Consider the following 17870-nt stretch of genomic DNA (forward strand, 5'->3'; position numbering starts at 1 on the left):
AAAGCGGACGATCGAGCCGCACCCGCTCGTCGTCTCGCAGTTCGTCCAGCAGCCGCACTCGAAATGGATCATCGTCCGCAAACGGTTCCGGCAACGGAAACGGATACGGGCATGGCTCGGGCAACGGAAACGGTTCCGGCAGCGGCAATGGTTCAGGATCCGGAAACGGATCAGGCAGCGGCCGAGCCAACCGCTCGCAAGGCGTCGTCTCGATGCGAGATCACGAATCCAGCCGCGGCCAACGAAGCTCGCGTACCGAGCGTGACTCACGCGGAGAACGTGAACCTCGTGCCGAACGCGAAGCACGTGGTGAACGCGAATCGCGAAGCAACCGCTACGAGCGATCCGAACGGGAAGAACGCTCAAGCGATCGAGATTCCAACAAAACCACCGAGCTGCGTTTCTACTTGGAACGAGCCAGCGACGTGGTTGACGCTCCCTCGATCGGCCCCCGAATGGCCGAGCGTTTGAATGAAATTGGCATCTACACCGTCGATGACTTGCTGAAATCGAACCCCGAAAAGGTTGCCGAGCAGCTCAACCATCGCCGAGTGGAAGCGGAAACCGTGTTGGCGTGGCAACAACAAACCACTTTGGTTTGCCGCGTCCCGATGATGCGAGGCCATGACGCTCAGTTTTTGGTCGCCGCCGGAGTCACATCCGCCGAGGAATTGGCCGAGCAGAATCCAGTGACGCTGTTTGGCGAAGTCGACGCGATCGCACATTCGCGTGAAGGCAAGCGAATCGCCCGCGGCGGCAAGCTTCCTGATCTGGAAGAAGTCACCGAATGGGTGACCTACGCCGCCCAACACCGATCGTTGCAAGCCGCCTAAACCGGCCCCGATTGATTCTGGCCCCCGTTTTCGGACTCGATTTCGGGGGCCTGCCAAGGAAAGTTGCCGATTGTGACAGGACATCGGCCAACCGCTGGACTTACGACTTGCCAGCAAATCGAACTGTCGATAACCTGTTCGACTTGACCATCCGAATTCCCCCTCGATTTTGACACATTTCGCCATGACCATGGATCGCAGCCTCAAGGTGCAAGCCGGGGCCATTAAGAGTCGCAACGTCCTGACGCGTGCTGAACGTGTCGAGCGTATGAAGGATCTCGACAAATTCAACGAAGAGTCGAGCATCATTGGCATGCCGAAGACGCGTGTACTCAAAGTCTCGCTGAAGAAGAAAAAGAAGGTCAAAAAGGCCGACGAAGCCGACGACAAAAAGAAGAAGTAGTCGCGGCCGGAGCGTTTGGCTCCTTCCCAGCAAATACAACAAAAGGCGATTCACCAAGCGGTGTGTCGCCTTTTTTGCGTTGTGATCGGACGTGCCAAGTTGTGGTTGGACGTGCCGAGAGGAGGCGTCCTGAATCTGCCGTCGGTGCTGCGAACGAGCATTTCGTGCGGATATGCCCAGTTCGCCCGCATTTCATCGCGGCACGCCCAAATGGCCGGCTCTTTTTTGAGCGGATGGGCTTGATGTGGGGCATTTGTTGTCAAATCACCCTCCCGAGCGGTTCGAAAGCTAGCTAGCATGGTCCGCAAACAGCCGCCCCATCCGGGAGTCTCGCTTCCGATCGGGCCATGAATTCCAATTCACCCTGGTTTTGACGATGTCGACTTCCGAAGCACCCGCACCACCTGAATCCGCGAAACGCGACAAGCTGGTTTGCGACGAGTCCAATGACTACGGTTCGGGAGCCGTCCCGACCGAAGCGATGGCCGTTGGCGAATCCGGTATCGACCCTCAACGCCTTCCTCGCCCCGAAGAAACCCAGCCACTTCGAATCATGTGGCAATATGTGATCGTGCTGTCGCTGGTCCACTTGGTCGCGCTGGCCGCTTTCGTCCCAGCTTGGTTTTCCTACCTGTTCACTTGGTCGGGATTGATCGCCGGAATCGCCGGGCACTTCATTTTCGGCATGTTCGGAATCACGATCGGTTACCACCGGTTGCTCACCCACCGCGGATTCAAATGTCCCAAATGGATGGAGCACACACTCGCGATTTTGGGCATGTGCAATCTGCAGGACAGCCCCGCACGCTGGGTCGCGATTCACCGAATGCACCACCAACACAGCGACCACCAACCAGATCCACACTCGCCGCTGGTCAACTTTCTATGGGGTCACATGGGATGGGTCGTTTGCCGGCACAAGGATCTGGATAAAACCAGCCATTACGAACGCTATGTTCGCGATTTGCTGCGAGATCGCTTCTACCTAAAACTGGAACGCAAAGACGGCTGGTTCTTCGTCTTCTTAATCCACGGGATCATCATTTCGTTGATCGGCGGAATCGTTGGCTATGCCGTCAGCGGCGGCGACTGGGCGGTTGCCTATCGCTATCTGTTGTCATGGACGGTTTGGGCCGTCGCCATTCGAACCGTTTTCGTTTTGCACGGGACTTGGTCGGTTAACTCACTTAGCCACGTGTTCGGCTATCGCAACTACGACACTCGCGATCACAGCACCAACAATTGGCTGGTGGCGTTGATCAGTCACGGTGAAGGCTGGCACAACAATCATCACGCGACCCCACGATCGGCTCGTCACGGACACAAGTGGTACGAGTTCGATATGTCCTGGGGAATCATTCGCGTTTGGGAGATGATGGGACTGATCACCGACGTCCAACGCCCCACTAAAGCCAGCGTCGCCGGGAAGTAGCCGGACGCTTGGAGGGCTGGCTGGAGCAAGTCGCAGTATTCAATTTTGCTCGTCTAGGTGGAGACCACCGAGCTGCAGGTTGGTTGGATCGTGGTTCGCAATGGTGTGGCCGGATTCGCCAAGAATTCGGTCCCCGAGCAACAAACCTTTCAACTGACGTTCATCAGCCACTGCCACTCGGTCCACTGGACTTGCTGGCATTCCTCGACGTCCTTTCCAGTTCGCACGGCGTTTGCGACTCGATCGACGAATTCATCCGCATCGGCATGCAGTTCCGGGTACGCTCCCGACAAATCGCTCAGGATCGAATGCCGGCCGACTCGGTGGAACCAATACTTTGCGTTGCCAAAGTCGCCTTCGCGGCGGTGCATGATCCCGTGCCAAAAGCTTCCCTCGGACGAGCTTTCGTTTTGGCTGATTGTGTGAGACCGATCCAAATCCCCGGCCAGCAACCACAAACCGCTTCGCTGGAGCGGCGTGAATGATCTCGCCGAATCACTGTTCAGCAAACCTGCCAATTCGCGGTTAGCCGGACCTTCGCCCAACCCCGGCATTTCCGCGGCCTGGATGGCCTGGATCCACGGTTGGGCCACGGAAGCGTCCAAATCGGTCAACCAGGACGGCAAGTCGCTCGAATTCGATGCGGCAGAAGACGTGCAATCGTCAAAGTTAGGCATAGTCTCGAAGGTTGTCGGTGGATTGTGCTGGGACAGAACGTGGGAAGGCTACCGAGTGGCCCTCCCGATTGCTAGACTGCGGGACGCCTTTGGCGCGATTGCCATTTCACTCTTTCTCAGATCCCCCCTGACTGTCCATGAGCAGCGGCGAACCATCCACCGACGCAACGGCCGAAACCCCAACTTCGGACGCCCCCGCCCCGGAAGCCTCGGCGGAGGCCACTCAGGCCTCGCAAGAATCGGCTCCGGCTGAATCGGCGTCGTCTGCCCCCGCGGAGCAGGCCAAACCGAGCAGCCCCAAGCCGGCCGGGCCGAAGAAAAACAAGGCTCCTCTGCCACGAATCGGCGGCGGTCCTCTGGCGGCTCGCGGGCAAGGAATCGCGAAACCGGTTTCTCCCGCAGCGGTTTCGACGGAGCAACTCGAAGGCGGCAAGGTCAAACACAAACCAAAACGCGGCGGCAAACAAAACGAAGGCAAATCGGGCGGCAAAGACGCCCCGTTGCCTCGTTTGGCTGGCGAGAAACCTCGCGAAAAAGGCGACAAGCCCTACGTTCCGCAACATAAGAAAACCGCGGTCCCCAACGTTCGTGATCAACTGAGCGAAGATCTGCAGGCGGAACTCGAAGCCACGTTGGCGGAAGCCGACTTGGACACGATTCTCGGTGGAAACGCTGGCTTGCCTGATCGCCGCGAACCGCTTGGCGAAGGTGCTCGCGTTCACGCTCAAGTGATCAAGATCCATCAGGACAACGTGTTCGTCAGCTTGGGTGGTCCCGACGAAGGCACCGTCCCATTCGAACAATTTACCGACGAAGAGCCCACGCCCGGGCAATCGATCGAAGTGATCGTTCGCGGGATTAACTCCGAGGACGGACTGTTCTCGTGCAGCTTGCCCGGCAAGGCGACCGAAGTTTCGGACTGGGACGACATCGACGAAGGCAGCGTTGTCGAAGCCACCATCACCGGCCACAACAACGGCGGCCTGGAATGCAAAGTCGGCAGCGTTCGCGGCTTCATGCCGATCAGCCAGATCTCGGAATACCGAGTCGAAGACTGCAGCGAATTCGTCGACCAGAAAATGGTCTGCTTGGTCACCGAAGCAAACGCCCGCCGTGGCAACCTGGTTCTTTCGCGTCGTGCAATTCTGGAGCGGGAACGCGAAGTCAAACGCCAAGAACAACTCGAAAAGATCGAACCAGGCGACATTCTCGAAGGCGTCGTCCGAAGCGTTCGCGACTTTGGTGCGTTCGTCGATGTCGGTGGACTCGATGGTTTGATCCACGTCAGCAAACTCAGCTGGGAACGGATCAAGCATCCAAGCGAAGTGATCGAGGAAGGCCAGAACGTCAAGGTTCGCGTCGACAAGATCGACAAGCAAACCGGCAAGATGTCACTGACCTATCGCGATCTGCTCGAGAACCCATGGGACTCGGCCGAGTCGATGTTTGCAGTCGGTTCAGTCCACAAGGGCGAAGTCACTCGCACCGCCGAGTTTGGTGCTTTCGTTCGATTGACCGCCGGTGTGGAAGGCCTCTGCCACATCAGTGAATTGGCGACGCACCGCGTGTCGCGTGTCAGCTCGGTGGTCAACGTTGGCGACGAAGTCGACGTGAAGATCATGAGCTTCGATCGTGATTCACAAAAGGTCGGGTTGTCGATCAAAGCCGCTCATGCCAAACCGGTTGCGGAAGGCGAGAAGCAGGTCGAAGAAGAAGTCGAACCACCACGCGAATTGGCGGTCAAGGCTTCCCACTCCGGTCCTCTAAAGGGCGGCAACGACCGTCCGAGTGGCGGCGAGAAATTCGGCCTCCGCTGGTAGTCATCTTCCGGGCCACGTTCGAAGGGAGTCCGTCCCTTCGAACGACAAAGCCCAGCAGGATTTCGCTGCACGGCATTTGGGATGACGTGCAGATTGGGTACGACCTTCTCCGCAAGGACTCCGTGTGCGTTTTTTGTTTCTCGGCGATGTCGTAGGCAAACCCGGCTACTCCGGCGTGCTTGCGCGGACCGCAGAACTACGCAAGCAACATCGACTCGATGCCGTGGTCATCAACGCGGAGAACGCGGCCGACGGTGCGGGACTGATGCCTCGCCAGTACCGACGTTTGATCGAAGCTGGCGTGGACGTGATGACGATGGGCGACCACATCTATCGCCGCAAAGAGATCGTCCCGATTCTTCAGTCCAGCCAACGCATCGTACGGCCGGCCAACTACCCGGAAAGTTCCTCCGGGCGAACCTGGACGGTGGTGCAAACTCCCGGTGGCAAACTGGGTGTGATCTCGTTGCTCGGCCGAGTCTTCATGCGACCGGTCGACTGCCCGTTTGCAGCGGTCGACGCGGCCCTGAATGAAATGGCCGTCGAGAACCCTCGCTGTATCTTGGTCGATGTGCACGCCGAAGCGACCAGCGACAAACAGGTGCTCGGCCGTTATTTGGACGGTCGAGTCACCGCGGTGCTTGGCACTCACACTCATGTCCCAACTGCGGACAGTTGCGTTCTTCCTGGTGGCACTGCGTTTCAGTGCGACGTTGGAATGAGCGGACCGTACGACAGCATCATCGGTCGCGACATCAAACGCGTGACCAACGCGACGATTAGCTTTGAACCGTCGCACTTCCACGTGGCAACACGAGACGTCCGGTTGTGCGGAGCGATCATCGAAGCCGACGCCGACGGCAAAGCGATCTCCATCGAACGCTTCGAAGATCGAATCGAAACGCAATGATTCTGTAGCACGGTGGTCCTCCACTGTGAGTCACTAGACTGAATCCAGGCTCGTCTCGGTGGAGGACCACCGAGCTACAGGTTTGTGCCAACGGTAGGTCAGGTCTCACCTGACGCACGAGCCGATGCTTTGGAACAAAGCGAGGCGTCCCACTATCACCCTCCAGCACGCGGCAACCGTTTCTGGCCCCAACAAACGCTGCTGCCACCGCAACGTCCATCTCGACATCAACACGTTGCTCCAATCTCAACCAATCAACGAAGCATCGACTGATAGGTCCTCTGTCCCCAGCTAGGCAGCCGCTTCCAACGCGATATCGCCGCCCGTGAAAGATGCAATCGATAGGGTGCGATCTCGATTTTGGACAGCCAGATCGATTTCTTCGAGCATGCTCTTTCGTGACAATGCCACAGGTTTTCGCGAGACCTTATTCTCACGCCGAACATCCGATGATGCGACAGATCTCAAATTTGATCGATCAAACGCAGATGCCTCCACGGCGATTTGCCGCATGATGTCAAACGAGTGGCCAGCGGCGGCAGCCTTGGCTTGCTTGCGTGCGATGCTCAATCGCGTTTCCGATGCGGCCAACAAATCATTGATGATTGTCAGACGTTCGCCGTAGAATGCCTTCGAGCTAGCGACCTTGCTTTCCAGGGTTTTAATCTTCTCGCTTTGCCTTGCTTTCTCAGCATCAATGGCAGCGTTTAGCTTCGAGACATCGCCGGCTGCTTTATCGCCGACAGCTTCTTTCAAATCACTTTGCAGAGCCGAATTTCCAAAATCGCTGGTGGAGTCACGACGCAGCTCTTGGATGTCCTTCTCCCAAACCTTGCACCACCAAAGCGAACGCTTGACCAGATCACGGACTTTGTCCAAGTCGTAAATCGTGATGTCAGAACTCTTCACCAGTCGTGCTGGACCATCTTCCATCTGACGCCGAATCGTGTCGCCGTCCTGGTGCAATCCAGGGCCAAGCAATTTCTTCTTGTACCTTTCGATTGCCGCGTCGATCCCCAGACGCCCCGTCAGCGGTTGAAAGTTTGGATCTTTCCCGAGAAGCAAATCGGTGATTCCCGCGACCATCCCTGCCAGTGCATTGAGTGCACCAAGAGACTTTTTCAGCACTTTCATCGGGCTGGTGGTGGCGTGCATCACAATGCCACCAAAGGCCAGTGAAAGCGTTGTCTTGACGACTCGCCAAAGTCCACCGGCGACCAGCAGTTTGTTCTCCAAACTGCTTTGCGGTCCGTTCGCTGCCGCGTCATCATAAATGTTGTTGATCAAATCGGCTTTGGCCGCGTACTCGCCAAAGTACTTGTTTTGAAACAGCTTGTCCGACGCAGAATTGCCGATGCCCTGAACGATAAGAAATGCCCTGCGAAGGTTGCCTATGTTTCGATCCGACGCAATCTTTTGATACTTCTCTTTCAAGAACTGAAGGCCGTTCCAAAAGTCATCGTTGGTCAACGTTGACAGCATTCGAGTTCGATCAGCATCGCTGACGACATCGGCGAATCGATGACTCGCCGCAGCAATTGGAAACTTTGTGGCAGGAAGCGCAGGATTAGCCGCAGCGAGCTGGTGGAAATTTGGAGACGCAGCAGCTTGAGATGCGTGGGGCCCAGGCCGATTGTGGGATTGAAAACAGCTCAGCCACATCCCCCGGAATTCCTGGTACTCGGACTCGGTCAGTGACTGGACCCACACGAAGTTGTATTTGCCGTAGGCCCAGTCGACTTCACGCAGCCGCGTAAAGCTCGATCCAAAGTTCGTGCCAATTTCTTGAATCAACCGATCCAAAGCAACCAATTTCGGTTTGTTAGCACCCTTGAACGGATTGACGTTCCGTTTGACGACTTCCCACATGCGATCGAAATTCATGAGCCGATGACCGTAGAAGGCGATAGAAATTGACCAAAACCTTTCCGGTATTATCGGTTGTGCCGCTCGTTTCGTTGAACCGAATGTTCCGCATTGCTACGGCGATAGCGTATCCGGAGCCAATTCGCTCGGGCGCCGTCCGAATTCTGGCGAATCCGGCTACGCGAGAGCGACCACGCGATCCGTGGCACGGTGGTCCTCCACCGTGAATTCCTGAAGCAGAATCCAGACTCGTCTCGGTGGGGGGACCACCGAGCTACAGGTTGTCGTAGGCCATGTCTCACATGGCACCCAGCCGATGCTTTGGAACAAAGCGAGGCGAGAAGAACAGTAGCCTGATTCGCCAAGAATTCGGACGCACAGGTCTGCCTCGCCAATTCCGAATTCGGGCGAGTCCGGCTACGCAAGACGAAACCGTTAACAACCAAACGAGCCCAGAATCAGTCCGGAGTATCCAGGTACGGATCCTGTCCAATTTCACGCTGCATCTTCTTGCGTTCTTTCTCGTGGTGCATCAACACCATTCGATCACGGAAGTGACGGCGTTCAACTTTGCGTTGAGCCTTGTGGAACATGGCTGCCAACCGATCGACGCTGCCGCTGGTCGCTTCACCGCGTTTCTTCAGCTTCTCGTATTTGATCGCCCCGTAGCCACCTTTCAATATGTCATCGTCCAACGACAAATATTGGCGGTAGGATCCCCGGTCACCTTGGCGGCCACAACGACCGATCAACTGACGGTCGATCCGTGCCGCGTCGTGGAGCTCGGTACAGATCACATGCATCCCGCCGATCTGTTCGACGTCGTTGGAAAGCTTGATGTCAGTACCACGGCCCGCCATGTTGGTCGCGACGGTCACTTTCCCACGACCACCAGCCTCGGCCACGATCTCAGCTTCGCGTTCCACGTTGTTCGCGTTCAAAACCTCGTGCTCAATTCCGAGGTCGTCCAACAATTTCGACAGCAGGACGCTTTTATCGATCGAGCGAGTTCCGACCAAGACCGGTCGCCCAGTCGCGTGGATTTCCTCGACCTCTTTCGCGATCGCTTCGAATTTTGAATTGAGTGTTCCAAACACACGAGACGGCAACTGAATGCGTTGAGGCGGTCGGTTGGTAGGAACGCGAACGACAGGGGTGCGATAGATCTTTCGAAGCTCGCCCGCACTGGTCGCCGCCGTACCGGTCATCCCCGCCAAGTGTGGATAACGCAAAAACAAATCCTGGACGGTGATTCGAGCGGCTTGACCCGTCGGAACGCTAATCTCAACGCCCTCTTTGGCCTCAATCGATTGGTGAATGCCGTCTCGCCATTTACGACCTTCCGCCAAACGTCCCGTGAACTCATCGACGATCACAATCTCGTCGACGTTGGGATCCTTCTCGCTCGGACGAATCACGTACTGACGATTCAACAGGAATTCACGATGCGTTTTGATGGACCGTTCGATGTACTCATACATGTCAACCAAACCCATCGTGCGAACCAGATCGCTCTTTGGCAACGCTCGGACCTTGCTGCGTCCGCGGGCGGTCAGTTCGTAGCGTTTGGTTTCGTCATCAATTTCGAAGTGTTCGTCGAGTTCAAACAACGGAGCGTTCTCAGCGGCCCACTTGTAGGTTTCGATGATCTGATCGCGAACCGTGTCTTCGATGCTGCCGATGATCAGCGGCGTACGAGCTTCATCGATGAGGATACTGTCGGCCTCGTCAACCAAGCAGAAGTGCATCCCTCGCATCACGACTTGGTCACCCGAGTTGCTGAATCCACCGTCGCCGGAGCCCAACATTTCGGTTTGCATTCGGTTCTGGGCTCGCAACAACAAACGGTCACGCAAAAAGTCGAACCCGAATTCCTTTGCGGTCCCGTAGGTGATCGCGGCACCGTAACTCTTGCGGCGTCCGCCTTGATCGTCTTCCGTTTGAATGATGCCGACGGAAACGCCCAGCATTTCAAACAGCGGCATCATCCACTCGGCATCTCGTTTGGCCAAGTAATCGTTGACCGTTGCCAGGTGAGCGCCTTTGCCAACCAGGCTGTGCAGATACAACGGCAGCGTCGCAGTCAACGTTTTACCTTCCCCGGTTTGCATCTCAGTAATGTGGCCTTCGAACAATGCGATGCCACCGAGAATCTGAACGTCGTAGTGACGCATCGACAAACTTCGCCGGCCCGCTTCACGACATAGCGCGTAGGCTTCGGGCAATAATTCGGAGAGTTTCTCACCCGCCATCGCGCGGTAACGAAGAGCCAAACTACGTTTTCGAATCGTTTGGTCGTCTTCCGCCTGCAAGGTTGATTCGAGAGCGTTGACGCGGGCCAGTTGGCGTTGCCAACGGACCATTCTGGGACGCCAGTTCGAAGCCTTCGTCCACTTCTTCTTATTCGCAGATGGGTCGCTGGATCGGCGCACCACCGCTTCTTGTGTCGTTTCGACGTCGTTGCCGGCGTCTTCCAACGGCTCATTGGGTGCCAATGGGTCAAGCGCAGTGGCTTCGGAAAGAACAGGATCGGGCGGCGTCCAGTTCGGGTCGGGGCCGGTTTCCTCCGTCGAGCTGGAGGACAGCGGGACACCGGATGAATCCAATTCGTTTGGGTTGGTCGTTTCGCGAGCGGAAGATTCGGACATCGAGCGGGCCAACGGAAAGAAAAGCGATGCAAAGAATTACCATTTTTACGCACGAGAGCGCGCGTAGAGCGACCTCCAATCGCCGTGAAACACCATTTTATCTGACTTTGAGGAAAGATAGCGAACTTGTACCACAGGTGGGGTTCAAAACAGGCAATCTGCGTCGGCTGTTCCTAGGGTAGGGCTGGTTCTGAATGGTCCGCTGAATCTGGTCGAAACAGTTAACCAGATGAATCCCGTGTTCCCGGACTACACGAGAGTACCAATGGAAACGAAAAAAACGACGAAATGGAAGTTGCTCGCGTTGGCAGCAATGCTGTCAGCTGGATCTGCCTCGGCGGCGGATCAAGGCAACTCGGACATCAATCAGTACTACACCGGTGCTGCTCCAGTGAACGCAGAGGAAGGCGAAATCGTTTATGACGATGTCGACTACTCCGCGGACAACATGGCGGCATCGTTCTACGGCGACGAAGCTCAATCGCTTCAGCCAGTTGCCTTCGTTGGCGACCATCAAGGAAGCAGCGTTCCAACGCCTGCTCCCATGATGAACGATCCCTACGCCATGAGCACCGGCAGCGGATGCAGCACTGGCGATTGTGGCAACAGCTACGACATGGGCAGCTCCTACGAGATGGCCAGCAGCTGTGGATCGTCTTGCGGCGGAGACTGTGGCAAATGCCGCAAGCGTCCCGTTCGCAAGATGATGCAAAAGCATGACATGTGGATGACTGCCGAAGCGTTGCTGTGGTTCACACAAGCTCGCTCGACCACTCCTTTGATCACTCAAAACGCGGCTGGTGCGGCTCCTGAATTGGATGTCCCCGGCACGACCACCATCTTCGGTGGCGACGAATCCTTGGGCGGCGACCTGTCGGCCGGATTCCGCATCGACATCGGCAAGAACCTCAACGATGACTTTGGTGTCGGCGGTCGTTTCTGGTGGCTCAGCGAAAGCAGCGAAAGCGCCAGCTCGGGTGGAATCGTCAACGGTGCTGCCAACTCGTTTGGTCGCCCGTTCTATGACACCAACATCCCGTCGGACAACAGCATTCTGATTGCGAACACGGGAGTCGCCGGCAGCGATGACTTCGAAGGTTCGTTCTCGGCTGAAAGCTCGCTCGACATCTACGCAGCGGAAGCCTACGCTCGCATGAAAATGCTCAGCGGTTCAGGATTCCGCACCGACTTGATCGGTGGTTTCTCGCACTTCGGTATCGACGATACCTTGAGCGTGAACAGCACCAGCATCCAAACGACGGATGCCTTGGGTGGACTCGTCGGCGACCGTACCGACATCAGCGACTTGATCGAAACCGAAAACCGATTCTTCGGTGGTCAAATTGGTTTCGAAAGCCAAATCAATCGTGGCAAGTGGTCGTTCAAGACGTTGACCAAGGTTCACTTGGGCAACATGGAACAAATCTACCGTGGCACCGGCCTGCGTACGTTCACCACTGGTGGCGTTCCAGCCGATTCGACCAACGGTGGTGTTCTCGCCTTGGGTGACACGTTCAACACGACTGCACTGGACGAAGACAAGTTCACCTTCGCACCTGAAGCGAACGTGAAGCTGGCTTACCAGTTCCGTCCGAACGTTTCGATGTCCGTTGGCTACAGCTTCATCTACTGGGATGACGTTTTGTTGGCCGGCGACAACATCAACAACGTGTACAATGGCGACGCGATCACCTCGCCACCCGCTGCACTGGCTCAGCCAGCTTCGGAACGCAAGGACAGTTCCTTGTACACCCACGGCATCGACCTCGGTTGTGTCATCGACTTCTAAGCTGAACTCGGCAGGAGCTTCCAGTTCCTGATAGGCGGTAGGTTCTGCCGGGTGGACTCCGGTTTGATAACTGTCCGGGGTTCCAAGTCGGAGACTGCTCGGCGAAAGCGAATCGAGACGTGCGGGGATTTCAATCCTCGCACGTTTTTTTATGCGCTGACAACACGGCTGAAAACGACGACGCTTGCAACCAACAATACGTCCGCACAATGCACCGGTGAGTGGCTTGTTTTGATCAACCGTCCAAGTCGACTGTAACGTCGACGAAGTCCTCTTCTGACAAAAACTGAATGCCTTCAAACTCAGCCCCGTGGTCGCTCGCGATTTTTGTGATCTGTCGGTGGGCCGCGACCAAGCGTTCTTCGTCGTTGCTGCCTTCCTGAAACACAAAGACGCCGAAGCGTCCGTCTTCATCGGGATCTTCGTCCGCTTGGCTGTTGTCGAACCCGCCGGCGACGAGAGCTTCCGCGAGCGATTGCATTTGCTCCAATGAGTTCCCCATCAGCAGGAACACCCACGGCAACACTTCGCCGGGGTTCATTCCGCTGTCGCTGAAGTGCCGGAGTCGCCACACGGCTTCGTCCAAGCTCAACCAATCGAACAACTCGTCGTCATCGATCGCATCAAAGACTTCGACACCCTCGTACTCGATGCCGGTCCGGCTCGCAATCTGCTGCATTTGGTCCGCGATTTTCTTCACTTCGCTGGGAACGAGAGCTCCCGTTTTGACGACGCTGAGCATCGGACGTCCGAGCGACAAACGACCCTGGCTATCGATTTCTTCGACGGCCTCTTCGAGTTCGCATTGATAGTCGTCCAGCGTGTCGGCGATCGACTTGAGTTGCCCAATGTCGGTCCCTCGAAGCGTGAAGGTCCAGTCCATCGGGATCGATAGATCAACTCCCAACTCGTCGACCAGATGCGAGAAAAGGGCGTCGATGTCGAAGGCCAAACCAGACTCGTCGGATGATTCATTCATGCCGCCAGATTACCAGATTCGGCAACGCCCGCCAGAACCAACGATCTGAACAGCTGTGGCCCCTTGCGGGGCACTGGTATGATACATTTGCAGCCATGACGACGGACATTGAAAAACAACTGATCGAAACCAACCTTCGGTTTCGCATTGCCACGCGAACCGCGAAGCTTGGCTATTGGGTTTTCGACGTGAAATCGTCTCACGTGGAGGTGTCCGAAGAGCTTCTCAATCAATTGGGACTCCCGCCAGACTACAAATGGACGCTTCAGAGTTGGAAGGATCGACTGCATCCGGACGACTACGACCGCGCACTCACCCAGCTCGCAACGGTGACGGACGGACAGCCGACGGAGTACTTCAACGTCTTTCGCCTTCAACATTCCAACGGCGGATATCGATGGATCGAGTCGATCGGAGACTTCATCTACGATGACAACGGCGACCTGGTCCGGATGATCGGGACCCACCAAGACATCACGCGGCGAATCGAAATCGAGCAGGCGCTCGACGCGGCGCTCGAAAACAGCATCCGAGTGAACGAGTCGTTGCAGCGAAGCAACCAGGAACTCGAACAATTCGCTTACGTCGCCTCTCATGACCTGCGTTCGCCGCTCCGTGGTTTGCAGAATCTGACCGCGTGGATTCGTGAGGACATGGAAGAAGCCGGACAGGAAGTCCCCGAGTCGGTGCTGGAACACTGCTCGACAATGGGCAAACAGATCGCTCGGATGCAATCCTTGCTCGACGGTTTGCTGGCCTACGCCAGGATCGATCAAAGCTACACGTCGACCGAACCAGTCGACCTGAACCAAATCGTCTCAGAAGCCATCGCCTTCGTCGAAGCCCCGGAAGACTTCGAGGTCCGGTTGGAATCAGATCTGCCAACCATCATCAGCAACTCGTCGCCGGTGATGCGCGTGATGGTGAACCTGATCGACAACGCGATCAAACACCACCCCGGCCCATCGGGGACGATCGTTATTCGAGGCGGCGTGGCCGAAGACGGAACCGCGGAAGTTATCGTGGAAGACGACGGTCGAGGGATCCCGGAAGAACACCGAGAACGAGTGTTCCGAATGTTCGAAACGCTGAAGAACGACCGGGCGAGCGGCAAAGGTGGAATGGGTTTGGCCATGGTCCACAAACTGGTGCATAGCTGTGGAGGCACCATCCGTTTCGATGCCTCGCCACTCGGCGGTGCCGCGGCGGTTACACGTTGGCCGACCGATGCCTCTCAGTCGAAGCATAAAAAGTCGCCCGAACTCACGCACCGTTTGCTGGAAGTCATCACCGGATCGACGGACCCAACCAACGTCGAATCCGGCGGATCGATCGACGAGAAATAGTCGTCCAATCGTCGTCGCTGCTTTGCTTGACAGACATCGAAGGCTCGCCGCCACCGGAGCAAGCAAGCGAAACGGCCTACTGGGCAGAGCAGAAACGAAAACACCCAGGCACGAAGGCCTGGGTGCGATGATTCAATTCTCTGCTGCGAAGACTCAGCCGATGAACGGGCTGTTCGTTGTCAGCATCACGGTCGGACGCGCCGTGTTGGTTTTGTAGTAGTCGGGTCCCCAGCGATTCAGTTCCACGAACATCGCGACGACCGCGATCAACATGAACAACATCGCCAGCAACAACATCACCGTGTAAACACTTGGTGGTTGTTTGCCCGTGGGTGCATCATTCGATGGAAGTGTCGACACGATCGCCCTCCTCCACTACGCCTTCGCTGTAGTCCCGCATGATTTCGGCAACCGCACGATCGGGTTCCGTCTCACGCACTTTCAAACGAGTCACATAGCGGCCGCCACGGGTGACTTCCAAGAAGTGACCGTTGCGAAGACCATCGTCGTAGCCGATCGAGACTTCGACCAACTTGCGAGGACGGTTGACGACCAAGACGGTGCCGTTGCGTTCCGGCGGAGCACCATCGAGCGGGTCGTTCATGTTCAAGCCGGCGGCGTCGACGACTTCTTTGTATCGCGTCACCTGAGTATGCAATTGATCGTTGCGATCTTGTTGCAATTGAACCACGCCGCGAAGGCTGTTCATTTGGTCGGTCAATTCCAACGTGCGGGCGAACAAGGTGTCGCGATCTTGTTGCTCGGTGCGGATTTGCTCTCGCAAACGAGCATTGTCTGCCGTCATTTTCTCCAACTCTTCCGCACGAGCCCGGTCGGTCTGAGCCAATTCAGTGCTCTTGGCCTGCAACTGCTGCACAGTCGACTCACTCTCTCGCAACTGCGACTCCAACTGATCCAGCTGAGTTTGCAGAGCTGCCAAAGCGGTCCGACGAGCGGCTTGTTCGCGATCCAAGGACGCTTGCGTGCGTGCTCTTGAATCACGAAGTTGTTCGTTGGTGCGAGCGATGGTTTCGATCTGGGCCTTCAAACCCGTGGGTCCGAGCACGACGTCACGCCAGTTGCGATGGGACGCGTTGACGGCGAGTGCCAGTACCATGAAAACCCCGCTGAGAAGCAGGATTATGACCGAAAAGGATTTCCCGAGTAGGGTCATGGGTGGTCGGTTCCGGATGGAGAAAAGAGGTCGGGAATTTCATTCCAAAGTATAGTTACGCCCAAAAATGAGTGTCAACAAAATTGCCTGAAACCCGTCGCAATTGACGACACCCTCCAATTCGAAGGAAAGTGTAGCGATTGTGAGGGTCCGCACGGCGATTCGTGTGTGTTCATCCCCCGCTACAGATGAGGGGCAGGCCTCGTGGTGAAATCGCACCAGCGTGGAATGAGCACAACGCGAGGTGAACCAGCTCGACGTCTGGGCATTCAATGGTCGTCGAAGTGCCAGTTGCACTACGCTCCAACCCGCCCCAAGAGATCGCTGATCTGGTCGATCGCCGATCGCAAATCGTGATTTTCGCGAATCAGACGATCCGCATTGGCAACGTGCAACTTTCTCTGGCCAGCCTGTTCGGCGAATTCACGGACGGCAGTCGCTAGTGAACCCGGGTCGCCTGGATCGGCCCAGTGACACGTCGGCTCTTCGGGCGATCTCTGCAATTCGACCGCTCCCCCGGCACGAGTCGCGATGACCGGGGTCTGCAACGCGAATGCTTCCAGGACCACATTCGGCAGCCCCTCAAAATGCGAAGGCAGGACCAATCCGTCCGCCGCGGCGATCTCGGCACATGCGGGCTGGATCGCGCCGGCGAACTCGACTCGGTGAATCGCATCCTTTGGCCCAGCCGCCAACACCATGTCTTTCCAACGAGATTCGAGCTTACCGCGAAGCGGCCCGTCTCCGATCAATCGAAAATGAAGCGTCGGCAACTGCTCTGGCCAGTTCTCGGCCAAAATCCCGATCGCACTGAGCAGCGTCGCGTGACCTTTTTCTTCCGTCATTCGTCCAACGACGACCAACCGCAGCGAATCCTCCGGTTCTCGACCGGGCGGGTCCGCGCCCGCCGCATCGCGAATCGTATTCACATCGATCGGATTGCGAATGGTCTTCACGAGCGATTCCGGCAATCCGTAATACCGAATCGCGGATTGGCGTGCCGCTTCGCTGACCGTGACCACCGCCGCACTCCGCCGGTACGCCTGAGCGAGCCGTTGACGTTTCAACCACACGAATCGTTTCTCGACCAACGGCAATGCCACATCGGGCGGACTAACGATCGTCGAAACACGCGGCCAACGATTTGCCGCCGATCCGCGATGGACGATCGGATGACCGGCGATCAGCGTCATGTGGAACGTCCGATCGTAGATCACATCCACGTCAGCCCGCTGAACGAGATCGCGAAACCATTCGGCTTGTCGTTTCAGCATCCCACCGGGAATTCGATCCAACATTCGCGGCGGAAAGGATTCGGGCGGATGATGAATTGTGACATCATCCGGAATGGTGCTCAGCAGATCACCGACCGCCTGTGTCAAATACAAATGCACGTCGAACCGTTCGCGATCCAGGTGCCGAGCCAACATCGCGGTTTGCAGTTCGCTTCCGCCGCCACGCATCGAACTGGCCATCAATAGGACTCGGCGGAGTGGCATGTGGCAGACTGGTTGGGATGGAGAGTTGTTGGCCGGCGTCCGTGCTCGGTCACCACCATAAATTCTATGGTAACGAAGCCAGTAGGCCAGGTTCCACCTGGCAATGGTGACCAGCTGTAGCCCAGGTTCCACCTGGCGATCGAGCCGATGCCTCGAAAGAAGCGAGGCGAGCACACCAACCGACGCTCCTTCGCGAGTGTCGGTTGTCACGACATTTCAACCAACGCCATGTGAGACATGGCCTACGTGGACGACGTCAGCATTCTAGCGAGCCCAGTAGGCCAGGTTCCACCTGGCAATGGTGACCAGTTGTAGGCCAGGTTCCACCTGGCGTTCGAGCCGATGCCTCGAAAGAAGCGAGGCGAGCACACTAACCAATGCTCCTTCGCGAGTGTCGGTTGTCACGGCATTTCAACCAATGCCATGTGAGACATGGCCTACGTGGACGACGTCGGGATTTTAGCGAACCCGGTAGGCCAGGTTCCACCTGGCAA

Annotated in this window: 14 protein-coding genes; 7 read left to right on the forward strand and 7 right to left on the reverse strand. The window is 56.8% G+C overall.

Annotated features, from left to right (window positions below):
* From B2R17_RS02765 to B2R17_RS02775, 3 genes are all read left to right on the forward strand, one after another.
* The coding region (locus B2R17_RS02765) for a DUF4332 domain-containing protein (protein WP_286762750.1) at positions 1-833 on the forward strand (833 nt) is incomplete at its 5' end.
* Between the two features lie 184 nt (positions 834-1017).
* A complete protein-coding gene (locus B2R17_RS02770; protein WP_085978436.1) occupies positions 1018-1236 on the forward strand; it encodes a small basic protein in 219 nt (72 codons plus the stop codon).
* A 376-nt stretch (positions 1237-1612) separates the two neighbouring features.
* Positions 1613-2668: an acyl-CoA desaturase gene (locus B2R17_RS02775; RefSeq protein ID WP_286762751.1), complete on the forward strand. Its 1056-nt coding sequence runs from the start codon at positions 1613-1615 to the stop codon at positions 2666-2668.
* 149 nt (positions 2669-2817) lie between these two features.
* Here the strand turns inward: B2R17_RS02775 and B2R17_RS02780 are convergent, their stop codons facing one another.
* Positions 2818-3345 (reverse strand): hypothetical protein, encoded by a 528-nt coding sequence (locus tag B2R17_RS02780; RefSeq protein ID WP_286762752.1) that lies wholly within the window; start codon positions 3343-3345, stop codon positions 2818-2820.
* Positions 3346-3482: 137 nt separating this feature from the next.
* On the opposite strand from B2R17_RS02780, the gene B2R17_RS02785 reads away from it, so the two are divergent.
* Entirely contained in the window at positions 3483-5165 is a 1683-nt protein-coding gene (locus tag B2R17_RS02785) for a 30S ribosomal protein S1 (protein WP_286762753.1), read from the forward strand.
* A 124-nt stretch (positions 5166-5289) separates the two neighbouring features.
* On the forward strand, positions 5290-6075 hold the full coding sequence (locus B2R17_RS02790; RefSeq protein WP_286762754.1) for a TIGR00282 family metallophosphoesterase: 786 nt from the start codon (positions 5290-5292) through the stop codon (positions 6073-6075).
* 291 nt (positions 6076-6366) lie between these two features.
* On the opposite strand, the gene B2R17_RS02795 is transcribed toward B2R17_RS02790, so the two are convergent.
* A complete protein-coding gene (locus B2R17_RS02795; protein WP_286762755.1) occupies positions 6367-7959 on the reverse strand; it encodes a hypothetical protein in 1593 nt (530 codons plus the stop codon).
* Between the two features lie 440 nt (positions 7960-8399).
* Positions 8400-10589: a preprotein translocase subunit SecA gene (locus tag B2R17_RS02800; protein WP_286762756.1), complete on the reverse strand. Its 2190-nt coding sequence runs from the start codon at positions 10587-10589 to the stop codon at positions 8400-8402.
* A gap of 265 nt (positions 10590-10854) precedes the next feature.
* Between B2R17_RS02800 and B2R17_RS02805 the strand changes: the two genes are divergently transcribed.
* Complete coding sequence (locus tag B2R17_RS02805) at positions 10855-12378, forward strand: BBP7 family outer membrane beta-barrel protein (protein WP_008664931.1); 1524 nt, start codon at positions 10855-10857, stop codon at positions 12376-12378.
* A gap of 235 nt (positions 12379-12613) precedes the next feature.
* On the opposite strand, the gene B2R17_RS02810 is transcribed toward B2R17_RS02805, so the two are convergent.
* The gene (locus B2R17_RS02810) at positions 12614-13357 is read right to left on the reverse strand and encodes a ribonuclease E inhibitor RraB (RefSeq protein WP_008664929.1); all 744 of its coding nucleotides are present in this window, start codon (positions 13355-13357) and stop codon (positions 12614-12616) included.
* Between the two features lie 95 nt (positions 13358-13452).
* Here B2R17_RS02810 and B2R17_RS02815 point away from each other — a divergent pair, with 95 nt between their 5' ends.
* On the forward strand, positions 13453-14703 hold the full coding sequence (locus B2R17_RS02815) for a sensor histidine kinase (RefSeq protein WP_286762757.1): 1251 nt from the start codon (positions 13453-13455) through the stop codon (positions 14701-14703).
* Between the two features lie 153 nt (positions 14704-14856).
* Here the strand turns inward: B2R17_RS02815 and B2R17_RS02820 are convergent, their stop codons facing one another.
* The 3 genes from B2R17_RS02820 to B2R17_RS02830 all read right to left on the reverse strand — a co-directional run bounded on the left by B2R17_RS02820 (position 14857) and on the right by B2R17_RS02830 (position 17376).
* Entirely contained in the window at positions 14857-15063 is a 207-nt protein-coding gene (locus B2R17_RS02820) for a hypothetical protein (protein ID WP_286762758.1), read from the reverse strand.
* Positions 15041-15820, reverse strand: a complete 780-nt coding sequence (locus B2R17_RS02825) for a hypothetical protein (protein WP_008656630.1) — start codon at positions 15818-15820, stop codon at positions 15041-15043. The genes B2R17_RS02820 and B2R17_RS02825 overlap by 23 nt, the downstream gene beginning before the upstream one ends.
* A 353-nt stretch (positions 15821-16173) precedes the next feature.
* Positions 16174-17376, reverse strand: a complete 1203-nt coding sequence (locus B2R17_RS02830; RefSeq protein WP_286762759.1) for a glycosyltransferase — start codon at positions 17374-17376, stop codon at positions 16174-16176.
* Positions 17377-17870: the final 494 nt, after the last annotated feature.

Origin of the sequence: Rhodopirellula sp. UBA1907, from assembly GCF_002337565.1 — a bacterium.
Classification (GTDB): Bacteria; Planctomycetota; Planctomycetia; order Pirellulales; family Pirellulaceae; genus Rhodopirellula; species Rhodopirellula europaea.

Excerpts from the sequence above, each read along its gene's own strand:
- B2R17_RS02805 (WP_008664931.1), top strand. The coding sequence starts at position 10,855 with ATGGAAACGAAAAAAACGACGAAATGGAAGTTGCTCGCGTTGGCAGCA.
- B2R17_RS02795 (WP_286762755.1), bottom strand. The coding sequence starts at position 7,959 with ATGAATTTCGATCGCATGTGGGAAGTCGTCAAACGGAACGTCAATCCG.
- B2R17_RS02780 (WP_286762752.1), bottom strand. The coding sequence starts at position 3,345 with ATGCCTAACTTTGACGATTGCACGTCTTCTGCCGCATCGAATTCGAGC.
- B2R17_RS02830 (WP_286762759.1), bottom strand. The coding sequence starts at position 17,376 with ATGCCACTCCGCCGAGTCCTATTGATGGCCAGTTCGATGCGTGGCGGC.
- B2R17_RS02810 (WP_008664929.1), bottom strand. The coding sequence starts at position 13,357 with ATGAATGAATCATCCGACGAGTCTGGTTTGGCCTTCGACATCGACGCC.
- B2R17_RS02775 (WP_286762751.1), top strand. The coding sequence starts at position 1,613 with ATGTCGACTTCCGAAGCACCCGCACCACCTGAATCCGCGAAACGCGAC.
- B2R17_RS02785 (WP_286762753.1), top strand. The coding sequence starts at position 3,483 with ATGAGCAGCGGCGAACCATCCACCGACGCAACGGCCGAAACCCCAACT.
- B2R17_RS02770 (WP_085978436.1), top strand. The coding sequence starts at position 1,018 with ATGACCATGGATCGCAGCCTCAAGGTGCAAGCCGGGGCCATTAAGAGT.
- B2R17_RS02800 (WP_286762756.1), bottom strand. The coding sequence starts at position 10,589 with ATGTCCGAATCTTCCGCTCGCGAAACGACCAACCCAAACGAATTGGAT.
- B2R17_RS02815 (WP_286762757.1), top strand. The coding sequence starts at position 13,453 with ATGACGACGGACATTGAAAAACAACTGATCGAAACCAACCTTCGGTTT.
- B2R17_RS02825 (WP_008656630.1), bottom strand. The coding sequence starts at position 15,820 with ATGGTACTGGCACTCGCCGTCAACGCGTCCCATCGCAACTGGCGTGAC.